This window comes from Micromonospora sp. NBC_01796, assembly GCF_035917455.1.
Lineage (GTDB): Bacteria > Actinomycetota > Actinomycetes > Mycobacteriales > Micromonosporaceae > Micromonospora_G.
Genome location: NZ_CP109078.1, coordinates 7,616,902 through 7,633,105, shown reverse-complemented (window position 1 = coordinate 7,633,105; position 16,204 = coordinate 7,616,902). Strand labels below are relative to the sequence as shown.

Annotated in this window: 18 protein-coding genes; 11 read left to right on the top strand and 7 right to left on the bottom strand. The window is 70.1% G+C overall.

Annotation, left to right across the window (positions count from 1 at the left end; translation table 11 throughout):
- Positions 1-13: 13 nt before the first annotated feature.
- Positions 14-1,438 (bottom strand): Nramp family divalent metal transporter, encoded by a 1,425-nt coding sequence (locus OIE47_RS33865; RefSeq protein WP_326558608.1) that lies wholly within the window; start codon positions 1,436-1,438, stop codon positions 14-16.
- Between the two features lie 165 nt (positions 1,439-1,603).
- Complete coding sequence (locus OIE47_RS33860) at positions 1,604-2,476, bottom strand: shikimate dehydrogenase (protein WP_326558607.1); 873 nt, start codon at positions 2,474-2,476, stop codon at positions 1,604-1,606.
- A gap of 112 nt (positions 2,477-2,588) precedes the next feature.
- On the opposite strand from OIE47_RS33860, the gene OIE47_RS33855 reads away from it, so the two are divergent.
- Positions 2,589-3,335, top strand: a complete 747-nt coding sequence (locus OIE47_RS33855; protein WP_326558606.1) for an IclR family transcriptional regulator — start codon at positions 2,589-2,591, stop codon at positions 3,333-3,335.
- Between the two features lie 122 nt (positions 3,336-3,457).
- Here the strand turns inward: OIE47_RS33855 and OIE47_RS33850 are convergent, their stop codons facing one another.
- Positions 3,458-4,324 carry an aldo/keto reductase family oxidoreductase gene (locus tag OIE47_RS33850; protein WP_326558605.1) on the bottom strand — a complete coding sequence of 289 codons (867 nt, stop codon included), beginning with the start codon at positions 4,322-4,324 and terminating at the stop codon, positions 3,458-3,460.
- Positions 4,325-4,464: 140 nt separating this feature from the next.
- On the opposite strand from OIE47_RS33850, the gene OIE47_RS33845 reads away from it, so the two are divergent.
- The 5 genes from OIE47_RS33845 to OIE47_RS33825 all read left to right on the top strand — a co-directional run bounded on the left by OIE47_RS33845 (position 4,465) and on the right by OIE47_RS33825 (position 8,847).
- A complete protein-coding gene (locus tag OIE47_RS33845) occupies positions 4,465-4,908 on the top strand; it encodes a winged helix-turn-helix transcriptional regulator (protein ID WP_326558604.1) in 444 nt (147 codons plus the stop codon).
- A 98-nt stretch (positions 4,909-5,006) separates the two neighbouring features.
- On the top strand, positions 5,007-6,380 hold the full coding sequence (locus tag OIE47_RS33840) for a sensor histidine kinase (protein WP_326558603.1): 1,374 nt from the start codon (positions 5,007-5,009) through the stop codon (positions 6,378-6,380).
- Positions 6,377-7,087, top strand: a complete 711-nt coding sequence (locus tag OIE47_RS33835) for a response regulator transcription factor (RefSeq protein ID WP_326558602.1) — start codon at positions 6,377-6,379, stop codon at positions 7,085-7,087. Before OIE47_RS33840 ends, OIE47_RS33835 begins: the two co-directional genes overlap by 4 nt.
- A gap of 69 nt (positions 7,088-7,156) precedes the next feature.
- The gene (locus OIE47_RS33830; protein WP_326558601.1) at positions 7,157-8,080 is read left to right on the top strand and encodes an ATP-binding cassette domain-containing protein; all 924 of its coding nucleotides are present in this window, start codon (positions 7,157-7,159) and stop codon (positions 8,078-8,080) included.
- Entirely contained in the window at positions 8,077-8,847 is a 771-nt protein-coding gene (locus tag OIE47_RS33825) for an ABC transporter permease subunit (RefSeq protein WP_326558600.1), read from the top strand. Before OIE47_RS33830 ends, OIE47_RS33825 begins: the two co-directional genes overlap by 4 nt.
- Positions 8,848-8,996: 149 nt before the next feature.
- On the opposite strand, the gene OIE47_RS33820 is transcribed toward OIE47_RS33825, so the two are convergent.
- The 3 genes from OIE47_RS33820 to OIE47_RS33810 are packed head-to-tail and all read right to left on the bottom strand — an operon-like array spanning position 8,997 to position 10,290.
- Complete coding sequence (locus OIE47_RS33820) at positions 8,997-9,440, bottom strand: SRPBCC family protein (protein ID WP_326558599.1); 444 nt, start codon at positions 9,438-9,440, stop codon at positions 8,997-8,999.
- A gap of 47 nt (positions 9,441-9,487) precedes the next feature.
- On the bottom strand, positions 9,488-9,841 hold the full coding sequence (locus OIE47_RS33815; RefSeq protein ID WP_326558598.1) for an ArsR/SmtB family transcription factor: 354 nt from the start codon (positions 9,839-9,841) through the stop codon (positions 9,488-9,490).
- The gene (locus OIE47_RS33810) at positions 9,838-10,290 is read right to left on the bottom strand and encodes an SRPBCC family protein (protein WP_326563317.1); all 453 of its coding nucleotides are present in this window, start codon (positions 10,288-10,290) and stop codon (positions 9,838-9,840) included. The genes OIE47_RS33815 and OIE47_RS33810 overlap by 4 nt, the downstream gene beginning before the upstream one ends.
- 154 nt (positions 10,291-10,444) lie before the next feature.
- Between OIE47_RS33810 and OIE47_RS33805 the strand changes: the two genes are divergently transcribed.
- Both OIE47_RS33805 and OIE47_RS33800 read left to right on the top strand, forming a co-directional pair.
- Positions 10,445-11,236, top strand: a complete 792-nt coding sequence (locus OIE47_RS33805) for a hypothetical protein (protein WP_326558597.1) — start codon at positions 10,445-10,447, stop codon at positions 11,234-11,236.
- 208 nt (positions 11,237-11,444) lie between these two features.
- Complete coding sequence (locus OIE47_RS33800; protein WP_326558596.1) at positions 11,445-12,167, top strand: histidine phosphatase family protein; 723 nt, start codon at positions 11,445-11,447, stop codon at positions 12,165-12,167.
- A 1-nt stretch (position 12,168) separates the two neighbouring features.
- On the opposite strand, the gene OIE47_RS33795 is transcribed toward OIE47_RS33800, so the two are convergent.
- Positions 12,169-12,750 (bottom strand): TetR/AcrR family transcriptional regulator, encoded by a 582-nt coding sequence (locus OIE47_RS33795; RefSeq protein WP_326558595.1) that lies wholly within the window; start codon positions 12,748-12,750, stop codon positions 12,169-12,171.
- A gap of 227 nt (positions 12,751-12,977) precedes the next feature.
- Here OIE47_RS33795 and OIE47_RS33790 point away from each other — a divergent pair, with 227 nt between their 5' ends.
- The 3 genes from OIE47_RS33790 (at position 12,978) to OIE47_RS33780 (ending at position 16,167) form a co-directional block, all read left to right on the top strand.
- A complete protein-coding gene (locus tag OIE47_RS33790; RefSeq protein WP_326558594.1) occupies positions 12,978-14,432 on the top strand; it encodes an MFS transporter in 1,455 nt (484 codons plus the stop codon).
- 211 nt (positions 14,433-14,643) lie between these two features.
- Entirely contained in the window at positions 14,644-15,375 is a 732-nt protein-coding gene (locus OIE47_RS33785) for a neutral zinc metallopeptidase (protein ID WP_326558593.1), read from the top strand.
- 132 nt (positions 15,376-15,507) lie between these two features.
- On the top strand, positions 15,508-16,167 hold the full coding sequence (locus OIE47_RS33780; RefSeq protein WP_326558592.1) for an HAD family hydrolase: 660 nt from the start codon (positions 15,508-15,510) through the stop codon (positions 16,165-16,167).
- The last annotated feature ends 37 nt before the right edge of the window (positions 16,168-16,204 follow it).

Genomic DNA, 16,204 nt, shown 5'->3' with positions numbered 1-16,204 from the left:
AGAGCGTGTCGGGTCAGAGCTTCTGGATCTGGGTGACCACCATGGCGATGGCGAAGAACCCGTAGAAGCCGATCGCCGTCACCATGCCGCCGAGCCGCCATCCGCGCAGCCGGATCGCGGTGGGGAGGTCCCTGGTGTTGAGGCGTACGAGCAGGATCGAGTACAGCAGGGTGACCACCGACGCGGCGCAGGTCGAGACGAGCAGCAGGCCGATCGGTTGGGTGAAACCGGAGAGCAGGATGATCGAGCCGAGGACGATCTCGGCCCAGACGATCGCCAGGTACAGGCGGGCCTCGGTCCACCGGGCCGAGTCGGCGAGGTAGTTGCGGCGGAGGAAGTCGCTCGCCACCCGGCCGATGACGTCGAGCAGCCCCATCGCGGCGGCCCACAGCGAGACGGCGGCGATCGCGAAGAACAGCAGCTTGAGCCATTCGCCGACCTGGGAGGCGAGGATATCGCCCTCGATCCGCAGGAACGTCGTGTCGTTCTTGAGGTCGTCCCGCCCGAAGAGGGTCTCGTACGCGAGCAGGCTCATGATCGTGATGGTCACGAAGCAGACCAGGAGGAAGGCGAAGAAGTGCTCGGTGTTGGCGCGCTTCCACCACGTCTTCCAACGGGCGAGGTTCTGCTCGTCCTGGGGGAACGTGTAGCGGTCGGCGCCCGATGCCTCCTCCCGGCCCGTGATCGGGGAGATGAGTCGCGGTACGTGTGCGCCCATCCCGTACCGCTTGTCCCGGATCCAGTTGCTGAGCACCAGGTTGTGCACACCGCCCGCGCCTGCGGCACCGATCGCGCTGAGCAGCAGGGTGAAGGTGATGCCGGCGGGGATCTGGCCGAACCCGAGAACCGTCTCCTTCGCGCCCTCTCCCCAGGTGGACAGCGAGATGACAAAAACCACGATGACGGCGAGGAAGAACAGCGTGAGTGCGACCTTCACGACCTCGACCCGCTCGACGGTCTTGTAGATGACCTTCGAGGCGGACAGCAGTCCGCCGATGACGACCAGCACGGCGACCGTGATCCAGACGGCGTCACCGCCCCCGACCAGGTACGTGAAGACGGTGGACCCGCCGGTGGCCCAGCCCGGCCAGACGTACTGGAACGCCCCGGCCAGGCAGATGACGATGCCCCAACCTTTCCACCAGCGGGAGAACCCGGCGACGGCGGTCTGTCCGGTGGCGAGGGTGTAGCGCTCGATCTCCATGTTGATGACGAACTGGACGGCGAGCGTGGCGAACGCCAACCACAGCAGGCCCAGTCCACCGATCGCGGTGAGGTACGGCCAGAGAATGATCTCTCCGGCCGCCATGCCGATCCCGACCGCCACGACGCCGGGGCCGACCATCCGGCGTAGCGACATGGGTTCCGGTAGTTGCTGGGTGACGGTGCCGCCGTCGGGTGGGGCGGCTGTTTCCGGTCGTGTTGCTGGTTGACTCATCGGGAAACTCCAGGGGTGTGGTGGTGGAGAGGGGGTTCCAGCGCCCTCGGGCGCTGCCGGTGCACGTCGGCGGTGGGCCGCCTCGCCGCGACGACCACGCCGCGGGGGAGCACCGAGGTGTGGGTGGCGCGGGCGTGGTTCGGTGGGGGAGCGGGTCGCACCCGTTCAGGCCCGGACATGGTGTCCACTGCCGTTCAGCAGCCGGTCGAGGTGGCCGAGCATCCGTTCGGTGTCCGGCGTACGGCCGGTGAGCAGCTCGAACGCCGCCGCGGCCTGGAACACGCACATCGCCGCGCCACCGATGGCACGCAGCCCGTTCGCCCGGGCGGAGCGCAGCAGTTGGGTCTCGACCGGCATGTAGATGACGTCGACCACCCACAGCCCCGGGTGCAGCAACCCGACGGGCAGCGGGATCCCCGGGTGCGTCCGCATGCCGACCGGGCTGGTGTTGACCAGGCCGTCGGCGTGCTCCAGAGCGGCGGGTAACTCGTCGGGTGCGGCCACCGCGATCCGGTGGATGTCGAACCGTCCCTCCAACGCCTCACCCAGGGCACCGCGCCGCTCGGTGTCCGGATCGACCACGGTGAGGTGCCCGACGCCCGCGCTCAGTTGGGCGTACGCGCAGGCCGCGCCCGCGCCACCGGCGCCGAGCTGCACCACCCGGTCGACCGGCGCGTCCGGCAGTCCCCGCCGGAACGACTCGGCGAACCCGTACGCGTCGGTGTTGAAACCAAGCCGTCGACCGTCGCGGAACACGACGGTGTTGACCGCCCCGATGTCGCGAGCCTGCGGGGAGAGGTCGTCGAGCAGGTCGATGACCTGCTGCTTGAACGGGTGGGTGATGTTGAGGCCGGCGAGCCGATCCGCCTCGGCGTCGTCCAACAGGCGGCCGAGGTCGGACGGGGTCCCCGGCTCGTCCACATCGATCAGCCGGTACGACAGGTCCAGACCGTGATGACGACCTTCGGTCTCGTGCAGCACCGGCGACAGCGATGCCCCGATCCCCGCACCGATCAGGCCGTACCGGCAAGGTTGCATGGGGGTGAGACTCCCGTCATCGCCCACCGCCGTGGACGATCCGCGACAGTGAATGTACGAACTGGTCCGTTAGTAAGCTACGATTCGGCGGACCTGTCAAGGAGCTGCATTGGTGCGTGCCGCTGAGCGGAACATCCCCGACATGGCCGTCGCCCGGGTGTCGGCGGTCCTCGGCGCGTTCGACGCACGACACCGCGAACTGCGGGTGTCCGAGGTCAGTCGTCGTGCCGGACTGCCGATGTCGACAACCTCGCGGCTGGTGGCCGACCTGGTGACGTACGGGTTCCTGGAACGCACCGGACCGTCGCTGCGGATAGGCGTCCGGGTGTTCGAGATCGGGGAGTTCGCCGCTCGTCGGCGTGACCTGCGGACGATCGCCCCGCCGTACCTTGCTGACCTGCGCGAGGCGACGGGGCTGAGTGTGCACCTGGCGGTCCTCGAGGCCACCGACGTTGTCTACGTCGAGGTTCTGCGGGGGCGGGACGCGCCGTCGATGCCGTCCGAGGTGGGCGGTCGGTTGCCCGCGCACGCCTCGGCGGTCGGCAAGGCACTGCTGGCGTTCAGTGGTGAGCCCGCGATCTCCCTCGTCTGCGACCAGCCACTGAGGATGGTCGGCCCGCGTACGATCACCGCTCCCGGCCTGCTACGACGGCAGTTGGCGCGGATCCGGGAGTGCGGGGTGGCGTACGAGAGCGAGGAATCCGGTGCCGGGGTCGGGTGCGTCGCCAGCGCCGTCCTGTACGCCGACGGGCGCCCGGCCGGGGCTGTCTCCGTATCGGGCTGGGCCGACCGGCTGGACCTGCGCGCGGTCGGCCCGGCCGTCCGGACCGTGGCACTGGGCATCAGCCGGCAACTCTGACCACGCCCCGTGCCGCCCATCCATTGTGCTCGTTCACGACCGGCGCCGCCGACTCCCGGACGGCGCCGGTATCTGATCAGGCCGAGCGCGAAGTAGCCGCCTCCACGCGGCAGACTGCCTCGTCAACGGCCGATCTTGTCCAGGTCGGCCAGGTCCTCGGCGGAGAGCGGAAGTGCCGCGCCGGCGATGTTCTCGCGCAGGTGCGTGGTGGACGAGGTGCCGGGGATGAGCAGGATGTTCGGTGACCGCTGCAGCAGCCAGGCCAGGGCGACGGACATCGGCGTCGCGCCCAACCGGGCGGCCACGGTCGAGAGCACCGAGGACTGCAGTGGACTGAAGCCGCCGAGCGGGAAGTACGGCACGTAGGCGATGCCCTGTTCGGTGAGCGCGTCGATCAGTCCGTCGTCCTGGCGGTGCGCGAGGTTGTACAGGTTCTGCACGCACACGATCGGCGCGATCGCCTGTGCCTCGGCGACCTGGTCCGCCGTCGCGGTGCTCACCCCGAGGTGCCGGATCAGGCCCTGCTGCTGGAGTTCGACGAGAGTCTCGAACGGCTCGGCGAGCGAGCCGGGCACGGGTCCCTCGGCGTTGCCGAGTCGGAGGTTGACCAGATCGAGCACCTCGAGGCCGAGGTTCTCGAGGTTCTCGTGAACTGCCCGACGCAGGTCCTCCGGCTCTCGAGCCGGCGGCCAGCCGCCCTGCTGGTCGCGGTTCGCGCCGACCTTGGTCACCACGTGCAGCGATTCGGGGTACGGGTGCAGCGCTTCACGGATCAGCCGGTTCGTGACGTGTGGCCCGTATGCGTCGCTGGTGTCGATGTGGGTGATGCCGAGGTCGACGACCTCCCTGAGGACGGCGAGTGCGCCGTCGTGATCGGCGGGAGGTCCCATGACCCAGGGTCCGGCGAGCTGCATGGCGCCGTAGCCGAACCGGGTGACGGTCAGGTCGCCCAGTGTCCAGGTGCCGCCGGGAAGGGAAGTGGGGAGCATGCTCATACCCCTGACTTTCGGGTGGAATCGGGCCGTCCTGGTTACCTGACGGATGCCTGCTTCACTATCGAGGGGTAACTTCCTGGTAGGAAGTAGGCACTTCCGAGTGCGTAACGCACCCATCGTGGGAGGAGCGGTCGATGGCGACGATGACGGTGGCCCAGCAGAGGGCACAGACCAAGGCGGAATATGACGCCTTCCTGGCCGGATGTCCCAGCCGCAAGCTGCTCGACCGGCTCTCCGACAAGTGGGTGACGCTGGTCCTGGCCGCGCTGGGCAGCGACGGCTCGCACCGGTTCGGCGCCGACTGTGCCGGTGAGCCCCGGTCGATGCGCTACTCCGAGTTGTCCCGCCTGCTGGCCGGCGTCAGCCAGAAGATGCTCACCCAGACGCTGCGCTCCCTGGAGCGTGACGGTCTGGTCACCCGTACCGTGACGCCGACCGTGCCGGTCACGGTCGCCTACGAGTTGACCGACCTCGGCCTGTCCCTGCACCAGATGATGCGCGGCCTCAAGACCTGGGCCGAGACGCACATGGACGACGTGCTCGCCAACCGCGCGACGTACGACACCCGCGCCGCCTGAACTGGCGCAGGCGTCACGTCGACCTTGCTGCGCCGACGAGGGCGAACAGCGGGGCCGGATAGGCTCCGGGGAAAGTCGTGGTCGGAGAAGGGTGTGCGGTGACCGCCTCGTCGCTTCCTACCCGCCCGCTGCGCCGTCGGGAGCTGATCGCGCTCGACGGGCTGCTCGCGCTGGTCCTCGGCCTGTGGTACGCGTTCGTCCCGATGACCCGTGCCCCCTCGGGGAGCCCCGTGATCGGCTCGACCGCGCTCACGCTCTGCCTGGTCGTGCTCCTCATGGCCCTCCCGGTGGCGGTACGCCGGCTCTGGCCGGTGCCGGTGTTCCTGGTTGTCGCGGCAGCCTCGGTGCTGGCCCTGGCGTCCGGGGTGCTGTACGAGCCGTTCCTGGCCGCCGCCCTGACCGGTTACACGGCCGCGCTCGCCGGCCGGCCACTCACCCGGATCCGGTGGCGGATGCTGGGCGTGTTCACCCTGGTCCTGCTGCTGCTCAGTGTCTCCGCCGGCCCGACCCCCACCGGTGCGGAGGCCTTCGGTGTGCTGCTTCCCGGCTTGGCGCTGGTCGGGGCGGCGTGGACGGCCGGGGTCGCGGTCCGCGAACGCCGGGTGTACCAGGCTCGGAGCAACGCGGAACAGACCGCCCGCGCGGTCGCCGACGAGCGGCTGCGCATCGCTCGGGAGGTGCACGACATCGTCACGCACAACCTCGGGATCATCACCGTACGGGCCGCGGTGGCCCGGCACGTCGCAGACACCCAGCCGGGCGCGGCGACCGACGCCCTCGAACTGATCGAGCGGGTAGGTCGCTCGGCCCTCACCGACATGCGCCAGGTCCTGTACGTGCTGCGGACCGACCCGGCCGACGGCACCGACCCGAACGGCGACGCTCTGACGCACGGCGCCGGCCCGGACGGCGACGCTCTGACGCACGGCGCCGACCCGGACGGCAGCGCTCCGACGCAGGGCGTCGACCCGAGCGGCGGCGATGGCAGGGGAGCGGTCCCAGCGGACACCGGGGTCGAGGCGGAGTTGGCCCCGACGGTGGGGGATCTGAACCTGCTGGTGACACGGGCCGCGGCGGCCGGCCTCGACCTGCGGGCCGACATCACCGGTACGGATCGGCTGCCGGAGGGGACGGCGGTTTCGGCGTACCGGATTCTCCAGGAGGCGCTGACGAACGTGATCAAGCATGCCGGGCTGACCCGCTGCCAGGTCACCGTGCGGTGCGCCGAGGCAGACGTGGTCATCGAGGTGCTGGACGAGGGGCCGGAACACCGGCGGGGCGGGGGCCGTACCCCGGTCGCCGGCAGCGGGCACGGCCTGCTCGGGATGCGGGAGCGGGTCGCCATGCACGGCGGTGAGCTGACTGCGGGACCGCGTCAGCAGGGCGGCTTCCACCTCCGCGCCCGCCTGCCGTACCCGATGCCCGATCGCCTCCAGCGGGGCGACCGGCGACCGGCCGGGACCTCCTCGTGACGGACCCGATCCGGGTCGCGATCGCCGACGACCAGGCGTTGCTGCGCGGCGGCTTCCGGCTCCTGCTCGAATCCGACCCGCGCTGCGTGGTGGTGGGGGAGGCGGCGACCGGCGCCGCCGCGGTGGGGCTCGCCGCCCGGGAACGCCCCGACGTGATGCTGATGGACATCCGGATGCCCGACCTGGACGGGATCGAGGCAACCCGCCGGATCTGCGCCGACCCGGCGACCTCGGACGTACGGGTGCTGATCCTGACCATGTTCGACCTGGACCCGTACGTCTTCGGCGCACTGCGGGCCGGGGCAAGCGGCTTCCTGCTCAAGGACACCCCACCGGCCGACCTGCTCGACGCGGTGCGGGTGGTGGCGAGCGGGCATGCGTTGTTCGCTCCGACGGTGACCCGGCGACTGGTCGCCGAGTTCGGGCGGGCCGAGCCGGCCCGGACCGACGGAACCCGGCTGGACGGGCTGACCAATCGGGAGCGGGAGATCCTCGCCCTGGTGGCCGCCGGGTTGTCCAACACCGAGATCGCCGGTCACGAGCAGATCAGCATGGCCACGGTGAAGACCCACCTGACCCGGCTCCTGGCCAAGCTCGGCGCCCGGGACCGGGCCCAGTTGGTCATCGTCGCGTACGAAAGCGGGTTGGTCCCGTTGGGCGGCGGCCGGCTCCCGACCGGTGGCGTGCCGGGTCAGACTCCGGTCTGACGCGTCGAGCAAACAGGATCAAACCTCGGTCTGACGCGCCGCCCGGCCCTCGGCTGGGATGTTGGTCCGGTGATCGAGATAGCGCAGTTGACCAAGCATTACGGCCGGCGGGTGGCGGTGGACGAACTGTCGTTCACCGTGCATCCCGGCCGCATCACCGGATTTCTCGGCCCCAACGGCGCGGGCAAGTCGACCACCATGCGGTTGCTGCTGGAGCTGGACCGGCCCACCTCGGGTAGCGCCATGATCGACGGCAGGTCGTACGGCCGGTTGGTGGAGCCGTTGCGGCAGGTGGGTGCGCTGCTGGACGCGAAGGCGGCCCATCCGGGCCGGTCCGCGTACGACCACCTGCTCGGCCTGGCCGCCAGCAACCGGATCGGCCGGCGGCGGGTCCGGGAGGTGATCGGTCTGGTCGGGCTGGAGAGCGTGGCCCGCAAACGGGTACGCGGCTTCTCGCTCGGCATGAGCCAGCGCCTCGGGTTGGCCGCCGCCCTGCTCGGCGACCCGCCCGTCCTGATCCTGGACGAGCCGGTGAACGGGCTGGACCCGGAGGGAGTCAAGTGGATGCGTGACCTGCTCACCCGGCTGGCTCGGGAGGGGCGGACGGTCTTCCTCTCCAGCCATCTGATGAACGAGATGGCGGTCACCGCCGAGCATCTGGTCATCATCGGGCAGGGTCGGCTCCTCGCCGACCTGAGCACGGCCGACTTCGTCGCCCGGCACGCCGGGTCGTACGTGCGGGTGCGGTCGCCGGAGCGGGAGCGCCTGCGGCACGCCCTCGTGGCCGGCGGGCTCAGCGTCGAGGACGGCTCGGAGGGCGCGCTGCACGTGATCGACGCCCGAATGGAGGAGATCGGCGCGATCGTCCACACCGAACATCTCACCGTGACCGAGCTGACCCCCTGCTCGGCCTCGCTGGAAGAGGCGTTCATGCAGTTGACCGCGCAGGCGGTCGAGTACCGGGGCCATCAGGAAGTGGAGGTGAACCGATGAACGGCACGGCGGTACGCCCGGTCCTCGCATCGGAGTGGATCAAGGCCAGGTCCACCCTGGCAACCATGATCACGCTGTCGGTCGGCGTCGTGGTCAGCTTCGGGCTCGCGCTGGCCAGCGGCCTCTCGATCCGGGCCGCCATCGACCGGAGCAGCGACGCGCTCCGGCCCGACTTCCACCCGATCGACGCCGGCTTCGGTGCCCTGCTCTACGGCAACCTGGCCTTCACCGTGTTCGCCGTGCTCGTGGTCAGCTCCGAGTACACCAGCGGCACGATCCGGGCCTCGCTCGCGGCGGTGCCCCGACGTGGCCTGTTCTACCTGTGCAAACTCGGGGTGGCCGGGCTGGTCTGCCTGATCGTGGGTGGCGCCACCGTGCTCGGGTCGTTCCTGGTGACTCAGGTCGCGCTCGGTCCGTACGGGGTGGACCTCAACGCTCCCGGCGCCGTCCGAGCGGTGCTCGGTGGGCTCGCGTACGTGACCCTGCTCGGTGTCTTCGCCGCTGCCGTGGCCGCCGTCCTGCGGAGCACCGCCCTGTCGCTGGGCATCCTCATCCCGTTCTTCTTCGTCGTCTCGCCCGCGCTCTGGATCATTCCCGCGACCAGGTCGGCGGCGCGTTTCCTGCCGGACCAGGCCGGTATGCGGGCGATGGAGGCGACGGTCGGGGCCGGCGAACTCACCCAGAACCAGGGACTGCTGGTGCTGCTCGGCTGGACGGTAATCGCCGTCACCGCCGGCTACTGGAGCATTCGCCGCCGGGACGCCTAGCCATCCTCCACGGTGGCTGCTCGACTGACGGCAGCGGCAGGGTCGGCGCCTCGTGGCGAATGATCTCCACGAGGCGCCGAACCTATTTCCCGGATCAGTGCACCGGTTGGCTCAGGTCACCCTTGGATCCCCTTCCGGAGCAGCGGAAGTCAGTTCCAATTATCGATCTTGACATCATGGGGATCCGGTGCGCCTTTCCCGGTTTCGACCAGGGACTTGAGGCTCATCAGGTAGAGCGCCCACTTGGTGCTGCAGTGGTGCATGAATTCCACCGGCTCCTTCCAGCCCTGATGCTTGAACAGAACGACGGCGTAGTCGTCGGCCTGGTCGAGGCCCCAGTCCACCTGGGTGCCGATCCACTCCTCGGGTCCGTCGACCACCTCCCACAGCACCCGCTTGCCCGGGTCGAGCTCGAGGACCTTCATGTCGAAACCACCGGCGCTGAACCGGAACCGGAGTACGCGGTCGAGGTTGTCGCCTTCGCTCCGGGTGTTGGTCGTCCACCAGCCGGCGAGTCCCTCGGTGGTCGTCAAGGCCCCGTAGACCTCGGCCACCGACGACCTGATTCCGACCCGGTGCAGGATGTCCACCATTTTTGATCCCTCTTTCCGGTGTTGGCTCTCGTCCGATCTTCATGAAGTCACTGCGACAAACCGCGCTGCTCTCTCCCGCGCTGGATGGCCTCGGCGATCCGCTTGATGCGCCGGAGCCTGGCGTCCCACGCCGCCCCCACCGAGGACAACTGCGCGACCGCGCGGGCAAGCTGGGCCTCGTCCACCCGGTACCGCCGCTCGCGCCCCGCGGGCGTGGCATGCACCAGGCCGACACGGTCGAGCACGCCGAGATGTTTCGCGATGGCCTGCCGGGTCACGGGAAGTTGCTCGCTGAGGCTGGTGGCGGTGCCGTCGCCGTCCGCCAGGAGCAGGTCGAGCATCCGCCGACGGGTCGGATCGCCGACCGCGGACCACAGGTCGTCGTCGACGGCAGCGGTCACGGAGTCGACACCAGGCGCGCGAGGTACTCCCCGAGTTGGGGGACAAAGGTGTCCCAGCCGCGGACGTGGTCGAGGTACTGCTCCGCCACCTTTGCGGCCTCCCAGCCCATCTCCCGGAACCCGGTCTCGGTGAGCCGAATTCTGGTCCCCGTGCCCGACGGGGTGAGTTCGAAGGTGATCAGCAGCGAGTTCGCGGAATCTTCGACCGTTCCCTCGGGGTAGCACCAGCGGAACGAGAACAGTCGAGGCGGCTCGGCGGTCACCACACGCATCGGGACGACCGTTGCCCGATCGCCCCAGACGAGCTCACCGACCGCTCCGGGAGTCGCTTCGAACTCGGCGTCGTCGGTCCACCACTGCGAGATGTGCTCGGGGCTGCTGACGACCTCGAAGACCACCTCGGGTGGGGCGTCGACGTGGATCTCCCGTTCGATGCTGCCGTACTCCATGCTCGTCACTCTTCCTCGATGTGCAACGTTTGGTTGCGCTTCACGCTAGCCGTCCGCCCACCTTTGCGCAACCATTGGTTGCCTATCGACCTGATCGGAGCGCCGAGCCCCCTGCTTGGGCATCGGCGTCGCGCTGCCGGAGTACGTTGGTCCGGTGCTGGTCCAGGAACGGTTGATCGCGCGTACGCGTGAGGTTTGTCTGGCCGACGAGCGCCTCGACGCGGCACTGATGTACGGGTCGTTCGCGATCGGTGAGGCGGACGCGTACAGCGATGTGGAGTTCTGGTTGTTCTTCCGGCCGGACCTGCGCGACGCGGTCGACCGGCGTGGCTGGTGCGAGCGGATCGCCCCGGTGACCCACGTGGTACGCAACGAGTTCGGCACCGACGTGGTGTTCTTCCCCGACCTGGTACGCGGCGAGTTCCACTTCGCCACCACCGACGACATCCCGAGCGTGCGGAGTTGGCCGGCCCGTGGTGCGGCGACGGACCGGATGATCGTGCTGGATCGGGGCGGGGCACTGCGTCCGGTCCTGGACGCGGTGCCCCGGCAGCCGGTCGTGCCGATCGACGCCGAGGAGATCGAGACGCTCTGTGGCCGGTTCGCGAACTGGCTGGTCCTGGCCCACCACGTCGCGAGTCGGGGTGAGACGCTGCGAGCGTGGGACGCGTTGGGCCACGCGCACCGGCACCTGACGTGGATGGCGCGGCTGGCCGAGCAGAGCACCGCGCACTGGTTGACCCCGTCGCGCCGGGCCGAGGACGAACTGTCGTCGCGGGCCGTGTCCGCACTGTTGGACACCACGGTCCGCGCGGACGAGGACGGCGTACGGGCGGGGTTGCGCGCGGCCTGGGAACACGGGCGGCAGTACTGGATCGAGTTGGCCCGGCGGCACGACCGCGCCGTACCGGCGGAGTTGTTCGCCCAGCTCGACGGCGTCCTGTGAGGCCGGGCGGATCCGGGGACCCGACGGAGGGAAGATCACCGTAGGGTACGGCGAATGGGTGCAATCAAGCCGTGGCATGTGGTCGTACTGTCGATCGTCTGCCTGCTGCCGCTGTTCGTCGCGACGCTCGGTGGGGTCCTCTGGGCGATGTCCCGTCGCCGCCGCAACCGTTGACCCTGGTAGCTGCCGGAGGAAACGGGGTGATGTGGTGGACCGTCGATCCCCACCCGCCGAGATCGCGGAACTGACGGTGGTCCGGCACGGGCAGAGCACCGCCAACGCGGCGTTCGCCCTGGCCGAAGCGGCGGGCAGGGTCGAGAGCGGGGTCACCGGCCGGGACGCGGACATCGCACTCTCGCCGCTCGGGCAGGCACAGGCGGTGGGGCTCGGGCACCGGTTCGGGGCGCTCGCGATGGAGCACCGGCCGCAGGTGGTGCTCTGTTCGCCGTACCTCCGGGCCGTGCAGACCTGGCGGTTGGCGGCGGACGCGGCGCGGGCGGCGGGCGGCCCGGACCTACCGGCGCCGAGGATCGACGACCGGCTGCGGGACCGGGTCATGGGTGAGCTGGAGCTGCTGACCGGCGCGGCGATCGCGGCGCGGTACCCGGCCGAGGCGGCCCGCCGGGCCGCCGTCGGCGGGTTTCACTGGCGTCCGCCGGGCGGGGAGTCGCTGCTGGACGTCGCCGCCCGCCTCCGGACACTGCTCGATGACGTACGCCGGGAGCATGCCGGAGCACGGGTGCTCCTGGTGGCGCACGACTCGGTGGTGTTGATGTTGCGCCACCTGGTCGAAGGGCTGTCGCTGCCGGACCTGGAATCGGTCGTCCGGGCCGGCATGGTGGCGAACGCCTCGATCACCCGTTGGACCGGCGATACCGGGCGGCTGGTGCTGGCCGAGTACAACTCGGTGACGCACCTGCCTGGGGACTGAGTCAGCCCTTCGGTGTCTGGGGGCGCAGGCCGTCGAGGGCCATGTCGAGCACCCGGTCGAGCTGACCCGGCTCGCTCACCTTGATCATCGTGATGCCGCTGACCAGCCGCATCACGTCGTCGATGTTGGTGTCGGGGCGCACCACCCCGGCCGACTGGGCGCGTACGAGCAGCGGCCGGCCCGCGTCGTAGACCTCGGTACGGCACCGCTGGAAGATCTCGGAGTCGTGCAGCAGTTCCTCGGCCAGCGCCCGCTTCGTGGCGATGTATCCGACCAGCCGGTGCAACCAGCCCACCAGCGCGTCCCACGGTGGTGCGTCGGCCAGGTCGTTGGCGGAGCGGGACAGCGCCTCGACCTCCTCGACGTAGACGGCCTCGAAGAGGTCCCGGCGGGTCGGGAAGTGCCGGTAGAGCGTTCCGATGCCGACCTGTGCCCGTCGGGCGATGTCCTCCAGCGACGCCGACGACCCGTGCTCGGCGAAGGCGTCGCGCGCGGCGGAGACCAGGTTCTCGTAGTTGCGCAGCGCGTCGGCCCGCTTCGGGCGTCGGGAGAGGGTCTCGGGTACCTGTGCGGCGCTCGTCACAGCCGGGTCTCCCTACTTCTGTTGCGACCGGAGGTATCCCTCCGGTAATGTTTTCGGAGGCACCCCTCCGGTATCGGAATGTCCGGAGGGAGCCCTCCAGATACTCTACCTCCCCGTCGGAACGGGGTGGCGCAGCACGTTCGCTCGATGTCCGCCCGCCGGACGACCAGGCGCGCCGATCGGGCCATCGGCAGGATCTATTCCAGCTACTCCATAAGGAAGTTCTCGTGGCATCGACCACCAGACGTACCCCTCGGCAGTTGACCTTTGCCGTACTCGCGGCCGGGGCCGGCTTCTTCGCGATGATGCAGTCGCTGATCAGCCCGGTGCTCTCCACGATCCAGCACGACCTGCACACCTCACAGAGCACGGTCACCTGGGTGCTGACCGCGTACCTGCTCTCCGCCGCGATCTTCACCCCGATCCTCGGCCGGGTCGGCGACATGGTCGGCAAGGAACGCATCCTGGTCCTCACCCTGGTCGGCCTCGCGGTCGGCTGCCTGCTGGCCGCGATCGCGCCCAACATCACCGTGCTGATCATCGCCCGGCTCATCCAGGGCGTCGGCGGTGCGGTCTTCCCGCTGTCGTTCGGCATCATCCGGGACGAGTTCCCGGCGTCCCGGATGTCCTCCGCGATCGGAGCGATGTCGGCCATCATCGCGGTCGGCGGCGGCCTGGGCGTCGTGCTCGCCGGACCGATCGTCGGCCTGCTCGGGTACCGGTGGCTGTTCTGGATCCCGCTGATGATCGTGGCGCTGACGGCGTTGGCGGCGTACCTGCTGGTGCCGGAGTCGCCGGTACGGAACCGGGGCCGGATCAACCTGCTCTCCGCGGCACTGATGTCCGGCTGGCTCGTCGCGCTGCTGCTGGCGGTGAGCGAGGCGCCGAAGTGGGGCTGGACGTCGACGAAGGTGATCGGGCTGCTGGTGGTCGCGGTCGTGGTCTTCGCCGCCTGGGCCGCCACCGAGGTCCGTTCGACCAACCCCCTGATCGACATGCGGATCATGCGGCTGCCGGCCGTCCGGGCGACCAACCTGGTCGCGCTCCTGTTCGGTGGCGCGATGTTCGCCCTCTACGGCTTCCTCCCGCAGTTCACCCAGACCCCCGCGTCGGCCGGGTACGGCTTCGGCGCCAGCGTCTCCGAGGCCGGCCTGCTGATGCTGCCGATGCTGGTCACCATGTTCGTCGCCGGCCTGCTCAGCGGACGTCTCGAAGGAGTCTTCAGCGCGAAGGCGCAGCTCATCACCGGGTCGGCGTTCAGCGTGGTGGCCTGTGCCGCGCTCGTCGTGGCACATGACGAGCGCTGGCAACTCGGCGCCGCCGCGGCCGTCTTCGGCCTCGGTATCGGCCTGGCCTACTCGGCGATGACGAACCTGATCGTGAAGAGCGTGCCCGCCCACCACACCGGCGCCGCGGTTGGAATGAACGCCAACATCCGTACGATCGGCGGCGCGATCGGCGCGGCCATGATGAGCAGCATCGTCACCAGCAACCTCCAGACGAGCGGGCTGCCCCGGGAGGCCGGTTACACCCACGGGTTCGCCCTGCTGGCCGGGCTCTCCGTGCTCGCCGTCGCGGCGGCGCTGCTCGTACCCACCATCCGGCGTACGCCCCGTCCGGTCGCCGACCAGACGTCGACCCCGCTGGTAACGCCGACACCGATCGGCGCCGGCAGCCGGTAGACACCCGGGCGGTGACGAGAAGCCGGCTGGCCGTGTCGTACGGCCAGCCGGCTTTGTGGTCGGCCCGCCGGGCCCTTCGTCGACCGTGGGGCCCCGGGCTCGGCACTCCGGTCGGCACGTGCCAATGTGGATCGTGGTCAGGAACCGGTCGGGCGGGAATTATGGAACCACCGCCGGACGTCGGGCGGCCACGATCGCCGAGGAGGCCGCCATGCAGACAGCAACCGGGTACCGATCCGGTCGGGGCGCAGGTCTGCTCGGCCTGGTTACGGTGCTGGTGGTCACGCTCGCCTGCGCGATCGGACCCACGACGCCGGGGGAGGAGCCCGCTCCGGCTCCGGCGCCGTCATCCGGCGAACCGGTCGACGGGTCGGGCACGGTCGAGGAGTTCGAGCGGGACATCCCCGGCGCGGTCCGGCTCGCCGAGCAGTACTGGGACGAGCGGTTCACCGAGTCCCGGCAGCGGTTCCAGCCGGTCCGGCGGGTGTTCGCGTACTCCCGCGACGGGGAGGTCTCCTGCGGTGAGCAGGCGGTACCGCGCAACAACGCGGTCTACTGCCCGGCCGGGGACTTCATCGCGTACGACGTGAACTGGGCGGTCGCCGCCTTCCGGCAGATTGGGGACGCGTTCCTGTTCTTCCTGCTCGGCCACGAGTACGCCCACGCGATCCAGGCGCGACTCGGCATCCAGCACCAGTTCACGATCCAGGCGGAGCTACAGGCCGACTGCATGGCCGGGGCGTACATCGGTGACTCGGTCCAGGAGCGGCAGCTCGACCTCCAGGACGGTGACCTGGACGAGTTCCGGGCCGGGCTGGTGGCGGTCGGCGACGACCCGGACCAGCCGTGGTTCGCCGAGGGCTCGCACGGCACCGCCGAGCAGCGGATCGACTCCTTCTTCCGTGGCTACGAGCGCTCCTTCGCCGCCTGCGACCTGACCTGACCCCGCCGGCACCTGAGGGATCGGCCACAGTTCACCCCGAGTACGCGCACCGCCCCGACCCGTGCTTGGCATGATCGGGGGATCAGCGCTCGTACCCGGGAGGATCCCCTGACTGGCCAGCATCCCGCCGCCGTGCTCTTCGACATGGACGGCACGCTCGTCGACAGCGAGAAGCTGTGGGACGTCGCCCTGCACGAACTGGCCGCCCACTACGGCGGTCGGCTCTCCGAGCCCGCCCGGTTGGCGATGATCGGCTCCAGCATGGCCAGCTCGATGGCGATCCTGAACACCGACCTCGCCCAGGACCGGGACCCCGCGTACGGCGCGGCCTGGCTGGAGAAGCGGATGGCCGAGCTCTTCGTCGCCGGACTGCCCTGGCGTCCCGGCGCTGTCGGGCTGCTGGACCTGGTCCGGGCCGCCGGGATCCCGACCGCGCTGGTCACCTCCACCGCTCGGCAACTGGTCGAGGTCGCCCTCGAAACCCTCGGACGGGACCGGTTCGACGTGGTGGTCTGCGGTGACGAGGTGCTGGCGACGAAACCGGATCCGGAGCCGTACCTGACCGCCGCCCGGATGCTCGGGGTGCCGATCGAGCGGTGTGTGGCGATCGAGGACTCGCCGGCCGGGGTGGCCAGTGCGGTTGCCGCCGGTGCCGCCGTACTCGCGGTGCCCAGCGAGGTGCCGCTGGGCCGGGTGGACGGCGTACACCTGTTGGAGAGCCTGACCGGTGCGGACCTGGACCTGCTGGCCCGCCTGGTGGCCCCGCTGGACCTGCCCACCACGCCGGCCTGAGACGTGCGGTGGGGCGGCGTCCCCCCGGACGCCGCCC